Annotated in this window: 6 protein-coding genes; all 6 read right to left on the bottom strand. The window is 71.6% G+C overall.

All coding sequences use genetic code 11. The annotated features are described in order from the left end of the window. Positions 1-77 precede the first annotated feature (77 nt). Positions 78-1298, bottom strand: a complete 1221-nt coding sequence (trpB, locus tag DQW85_RS27075; protein ID WP_420819190.1) for a tryptophan synthase subunit beta — start codon at positions 1296-1298, stop codon at positions 78-80. Between the two features lie 23 nt (positions 1299-1321). Beyond that, positions 1322-2161: an indole-3-glycerol phosphate synthase TrpC gene (gene trpC, locus DQW85_RS27070; RefSeq protein ID WP_113702741.1), complete on the bottom strand. Its 840-nt coding sequence runs from the start codon at positions 2159-2161 to the stop codon at positions 1322-1324. Between the two features lie 119 nt (positions 2162-2280). Next, positions 2281-2712 (bottom strand): DUF2752 domain-containing protein, encoded by a 432-nt coding sequence (locus DQW85_RS27065; RefSeq protein WP_113702740.1) that lies wholly within the window; start codon positions 2710-2712, stop codon positions 2281-2283. Between the two features lie 17 nt (positions 2713-2729). Beyond that, positions 2730-3248, bottom strand: a complete 519-nt coding sequence (locus DQW85_RS27060; RefSeq protein ID WP_113702739.1) for a CD225/dispanin family protein — start codon at positions 3246-3248, stop codon at positions 2730-2732. Between the two features lie 156 nt (positions 3249-3404). After that, positions 3405-4001 carry a DUF4190 domain-containing protein gene (locus DQW85_RS27055; protein ID WP_113702738.1) on the bottom strand — a complete coding sequence of 199 codons (597 nt, stop codon included), beginning with the start codon at positions 3999-4001 and terminating at the stop codon, positions 3405-3407. A 141-nt stretch (positions 4002-4142) separates the two neighbouring features. Next, positions 4143-4507, bottom strand: a 365-nt coding sequence (locus DQW85_RS27050) for a Trp biosynthesis-associated membrane protein (protein WP_162795411.1), incomplete at its 5' end; no start/stop codon positions are given.

The following is a 4507-nucleotide window of genomic DNA, read 5'->3' as shown; positions in this document are numbered from 1 at the left end:
CGCCTCCGAGCGCCGGCGCGGGCGGGCGCTCGGGCCGAGCGCCCCGTACGGCGGCTCGCCGCGCTCGCGGCCGGGAGTCAGAGGTTGAAGTACTTCATCGCCGTGCCCATGTCCTTGTCGCCGCGCCCGGAGAGGTTGACCAGGAGGGTGGCCTCGGGGCCGAGCTCGCGGCCCAGCTCCAGCGCGCCCGCCAGGGCGTGGGACGACTCGATCGCCGGGATGATGCCCTCGGTCCTGGCCAGCAGCGAGAACGCGGCCATGGCCTGGTCGTCGGTGACGCCGTGGTAGACGGCCCGGCCGGTGTCCTTGAGCCAGGCGTGCTCGGGGCCGACGCCGGGGTAGTCGAGGCCGGCCGAGATCGAGTGGGAGTCGATCGTCTGGCCCTCGTCGTCCTGAAGGACGTAGGTGCGCGAGCCGTGGAGCACTCCGACCGAGCCGGCGGTGAGCGTGAGCGCGTGCTCGCCGCTCTCCAGGCCGTGGCCGGCCGCCTCGTAGCCGTGCAGCTGGACGCCCTCGTCGCCGATGAACGCGTGGAAGATGCCGATCGCGTTGCTGCCGCCGCCGACCGCGGCGCAGACCGCGTCGGGCAGTCTGCCGGTCAGCTCCAGCATCTGGCGGCGCGCCTCGACGCCGATGATGCGCGCGAAGTCGCGGACGATCTCGGGGAACGGGTGCGGCCCGGCGACGGTGCCGAACAGGTAGTGGGTGGTGTCGACGTTGGTGACCCAGTCGCGGAACGCCTCGTTGATGGCGTCCTTGAGGGTCTTGGAGCCGTTGTGCACCGGGACCACGGTGGCGCCGAGCAGCTTCATCCTGGCCACGTTGAGCGCCTGGCGCTCGCAGTCGACGGCGCCCATGTAGATGACGCACTCCAGGCCGAGCAGGGCGGCGGCGGTGGCCGTTGCCACGCCGTGCTGGCCGGCGCCGGTCTCGGCGATGACCCGCTTCTTGCCGAGCCGCTTGGTCAGCAGCGCCTGGCCGATCACGTTGTTGATCTTGTGGGCGCCGGTGTGGGTGAGGTCCTCGCGCTTGAGCACGACCCGCGCGCCGCCGGCCTGCTCGCTGAAGCGCGGCACGTCGGTCAGCGTGGTCGGCCTGCCCGCGTACGTGCGCAGAAGGTGGTCGAACTCGCGCAGGAACTGCACGTCGCCCCGGGCCTTCTCGTAGACCGAGGCGACCTCGTCGAGCGCCGGGATGAGCGCCTCCGGGACGTAGCGCCCGCCGAAGATGCCGAACTTGCCGCGCACGTCGGGGTCGTCGCCGTGGACGCCGTGGCCCGCCAGGTCGGCGGCGGTGATGATGGAGCCCTCTTGTGTCACTGCTATCCCTCTGCTCCGTGGTCTGGGCGCGTCGCCGGGTGTGCGCCGGCGGTCACCAGCGCCTCCACGGCCCTGCGCGGGTCCTTGCCGGTGACCAGGCTCTCGCCCACCAGCACGGCGTCGGCGCCGGCCCTGGCATAGGCGAGCAGATCATGCGGCCCGCGCACGCCCGACTCCGCGATCTTGATGACATTGTCGGGGATCTTCGGCGCGATCTTCGAGAAGACGTCGCGGTCGACCTCAAGTGTCTTCAGGTTACGCGCGTTGACCCCGATGACGCGGGCGCCCGCCGCCACCGCGCGGTCGAGTTCGTCCTCGGTGTGCACCTCGACCAGCGGGGTGAGCCCGATGGACTCGGCCCGCTCGATCAGCGACACCAGCGCCTCCTGCTCGAGGCAGACGACCATGAGCAGCGCCAGGTCGGCTCCGTGGGCGCGCGCCTCCCAGAGCTGGTAGGAGGTGACGATGAAGTCCTTGCGCAGGATCGGGACGTCGACCCGCGCCCGGACCGCCGCGAGGTCGTCGAGGCTGCCGCCGAACTTGCGCCGCTCGGTCAGCACGCTGATGACGTGGGCGCCGCCCTCCTCGTAGTCGGCGGCGAGGGCCGCGGGGTCGGCGATCGCGGCGAGCGCGCCCTTGGACGGGCTGGAACGCTTGACCTCGGCGATCACCGAGACCCGGTCGCCGCCGAGCGCGGCGAGCGCGTCACGGGGGGCCGGTGCCCGCTCGGCGCGCTGCTTGAGCTCGTCGAGCGACACGGCCTGCTGGCGTGCGGCGAGGTCGGCGCGCACCCCGTCGAGGATGTCGTCGAGGACACTCGGTCCTTCGGTACGCTCACTCACGCGCTTGGGATCCCTCCGGTCGGCAGTAGGGGACGGCAGAGAGTTCGCGTCGCGTCCGCTCCCAGCCTGTCCTGCGATGGTATCGGCCCCACCGGCCTCGCCCGGCCACAGGCCCCCGGCTACGGAGCGAGAAAGGCCCCGAAAGGCAGATTGCGGACGACCCAATAGACGAGGACGACGCCGAGGAAGGCCCACAGCCATGCCGGGTGCGCGAGCTTCGTCCTGCTGGGCCTGCCCTGCCAGGCGCGGACCAGCCAGCGCCCCCACCAGAACACCAGGAAGGGGATCATGACCACGGCGAGGGGGTTGAGGCCCAGCGCGGCCACCGGGTCGAGGTGGGCCAGCGCGTGGATGGTGCGCAGCGTGCCGCAGCCCGGACAGTAGAGACCGGTGGCCCACAGGAACGGGCACGTCGGGTAGTGACCCGGTTCGTTGGGGTCGACGGAGCCGACGAAGGCGAAGACCGCGCCCGTGGCCGCAGCGACGCCGAGCGGCGCCAGCACCGACCGCAACCGTTCGGTGCCGTGCCGCTCGATGTTCGCGATGCCCATCAGGCGTTGCCTGCCCGTCAGTAGTAGCCCGGGGAGTTGGCCACCAGGACCACGGCCAGCAGGATGTAGCCCACGACGATGACGATGTTGACGATCGCGCCGACGATCAGCGCGCGCTTCCACCACGTCTTCGCCTCCTCCGAGGCCAGCACCGCGCCCTGGTAGTCGCCGGCCGCCCACTTGGAGTTCACCTGCGACGACTTGACGATCGACACGATGCCGAACGGGAGGCAGCAGAACAGCGTGGTCAGGATTGCCGGCACCAGGTGGTTGTCCGGCGGGTTCTGCGGGGCGCCATAACCGCCGGGCTGGCCGTAGCCGCCGCCGCTCGGGGGCTGCTGGCCATAACCACCACCGTAACCGCCACCACTCGGCGGCTGCTGACCGTACCCGCCACCGCTGGGAGGCTGCTGGCCGTAACCGCCTCCGCTCGGGGGCTGCTGGCCGTACCCGCCGCCACTCGGAGGCTGCTGGCCGTAACCACCGCCGGGCGGCTGGGCGCCGTACCCGCCGTCGCCCTGGTTTCCGTAGCTCATGCTCGTTGACTCCTTATGTGGTCATTCTCTGCCGAGTTGCGCGCGGCAGCCTAGCGACAAACCGCAATCGACGTGGAATAACACTCACTTTGCGGACATTTTGTGATCGGACTGCAACGGCCCGCCACCTGGGCGGTGCGGGAGGCCGTTCCCCGCTCAGTAAGGGCTGGTCGAACCGGCGGTCGCGAGGCCGATGACCGCGAGCCACATGCCGCCGAATATCAGCCAGAGGATCAGCCACAGCACGATCGTGATGTACGAGGTGACCAGACCCCCCATCGCCATGCTCTGGCCCTCCTCTCCCGTGCGCTTGATCCTGTTGAGGGCGATGTGCCCGACGATGGCGCCGGGGATGCTCGTGAGACCACAGAAGATCAGGCCGACGATGCCCAGGACCAGCGACGTGACGGCTAAGCCGTTGGTCGACCGGGGTGAGGCAGGCGGCCCGTATGGGGCGTATCCGGCCTGCCCGTATCCGGCCTGCCCGTATGCGCCCTGGTTGTAGCCGCCCGGGTTGTAGCCGCCCGGGTTGTAGGGCTGGTTGTAGCCGGGCTGGCTGTAGGAGCCCTGGCCGTAGCCCTGCTGACCGTAGTCGGGCTGTCCGTAGCCCTGCTGGCCGTAGTCGCTCGACGGCTGCTGCCCGTAGCCGCCCCCCTGGCCGTCGTACCCGCCACCGCTCGGCGGCTGCTGCCCGTAACCGCCTGGCGGCGGCGAGCCGTAGCCCCCGCTGCCGCCCTGCTCCCCGTACGTCATGCCTCTCGCTCCTCCATGGTCGTGGCGAGTAACCGGGTCAGCTTATTGAGCCGACCGCCCGGCGGGTCCGGGTTCGGGGCAGACCGACGGCCATTCGTAATCTGCGGCGACTCGCCGCGATCGGGACGGGCGCCGACCCGGTCAGGTGGGGTCGTCGCCGCGGTCGAGGGCGTCCCACAGGGCGCGGTCGCCGGTCGCCCGGGGGCGTCGCCCGGCCGCGTCCCTCTCGTAACGGTCCGACATGCCCGCCCACCGGCCGCCGCGCACCACGGCGATCACGCCGGCCGCCGCCATCAGCGCCGCGCCGAGCCCAGACAGGGCGGGCCACAGGGCCACGATCCGCCACTGGAGGTCGGCCGCTCCGCGCAGCACGTTGCGCTCCCGCAGCCAGCTCAGCGTCGCCTCGTCGCCGATCGCCAGCCACGTGGCGGCCGCCGCCACCAGCCCGCACAGCGCCAGCAGCACGCCGATCGCGCGGCGCCCGGCACCCTTGGCGGCCAGGGCGG

It is taken from the genome of Nonomuraea lactucae, from assembly GCF_003313395.1.
GTDB lineage: Bacteria > Actinomycetota > Actinomycetes > Streptosporangiales > Streptosporangiaceae > Nonomuraea > Nonomuraea lactucae.
The sequence above is the reverse complement of the archived record's forward strand: the minus strand, read 5'-3'. Positions and strand labels throughout refer to the sequence as shown.

Coding starts and splice junctions, on each gene's coding strand:
- DQW85_RS27065 (WP_113702740.1), bottom strand. CDS start 2,712: ATGGGCATCGCGAACATCGAGCGGCACGGCACCGAACGGTTGCGGTCG.
- DQW85_RS27060 (WP_113702739.1), bottom strand. CDS start 3,248: ATGAGCTACGGAAACCAGGGCGACGGCGGGTACGGCGCCCAGCCGCCC.
- DQW85_RS27055 (WP_113702738.1), bottom strand. CDS start 4,001: ATGACGTACGGGGAGCAGGGCGGCAGCGGGGGCTACGGCTCGCCGCCG.